1 protein-coding gene is annotated in these 1,006 nt (G+C 43.8%); it reads left to right on the plus strand.

Annotation, left to right across the window (positions count from 1 at the left end; all coding sequences use genetic code 11):
• Positions 1-465: 465 nt before the first annotated feature.
• A partial coding sequence (locus tag QI30_RS18530; protein ID WP_199754718.1) for a plasmid recombination protein occupies positions 466-1,006 on the plus strand: 541 nt, incomplete at its 3' end.

The following is a 1,006-nucleotide window of genomic DNA, read 5'->3' on the forward strand; positions in this document are numbered from 1 at the left end:
GAAGATCGTCATTTGACGGTCTTTTTTTTCGTCTAAAAGCTGATGAGCTGCAGAACGAAAAACGTGGCATTCGTCAACGGTAAATGTCTGACTGACCAACGGGAAGGAATTTAAGGAGTTGACGAATTTCGCAAAACCCGAACCCTCTCGGCACGTCAAAAGGCAACACCTTTTGACCTGCCTACCGGCGAGGGAGCCCCCTCAAAATTGAGGGGGATGGGGGAGTTTTTGGAGGGGGTCGAGGGGAAACTTTTCCCTCGTGGGTTTGGGCAACGCCCAAGGTCTTTTCTTTTGATTTTGATCTTGGGGAAACTGTCACGCCAGAGTGACAGACCCCTGCTTTTACCCTCGGAGAGCCTTTTCATTTTGCACATGGAGCGCAGCGCAGTGTCAAAATACAGAAAAGGTTACTTTGGCAAAGTAACAAACTGTCTGGTACACTCATAGCAAGTGAGGTGATTCGTCATGAGCATGTCGGTTTCGCTCAAAAAGGCGACCAATAAAACCAACATCAAACACAATAATCGGACCATGAGTGACAAGGATAAAGAACGGAATTCACACATTGATGAATCTCGTTCGCACGAAAATGTGTACCTCGTTCAGAAGGATTTGAAAGAACTGTATCAAGAAGAATTTGGCGAAGCGTTGGAAAATTACAATGCTAAACAAAAACGCAATGACCGGAAAATTGATGATTACTTTAAGCACATCCAATCCAGTAAAAAAACGGCGCTTCAGCAGGAAATGATTGTTCAGGTGGGAGACTTATATGACTTTCCTATGCGAAAGGATTATGAGAAAGGAAATGAAATTTTATTAGAGTGGTTCGAAGATTTTGAGAAGCGAAATCCGAATTTAAAAGTATATAATGCGGTCATCCATAATGACGAAGCTACTCCTCATATGCACTTGAATTTTGTTCCGGTTGCGAGCGGCTATAAGCGAGGACTTGAAAAACAAGTGTCGTTTGACCGTGCGATTATTCAACAAGATCCGGCGTTGG

Origin of the sequence: Candidatus Kurthia intestinigallinarum, from assembly GCF_003991225.1 — a bacterium.
GTDB lineage: Bacteria > Bacillota > Bacilli > Bacillales_A > Planococcaceae > Kurthia > Kurthia populi.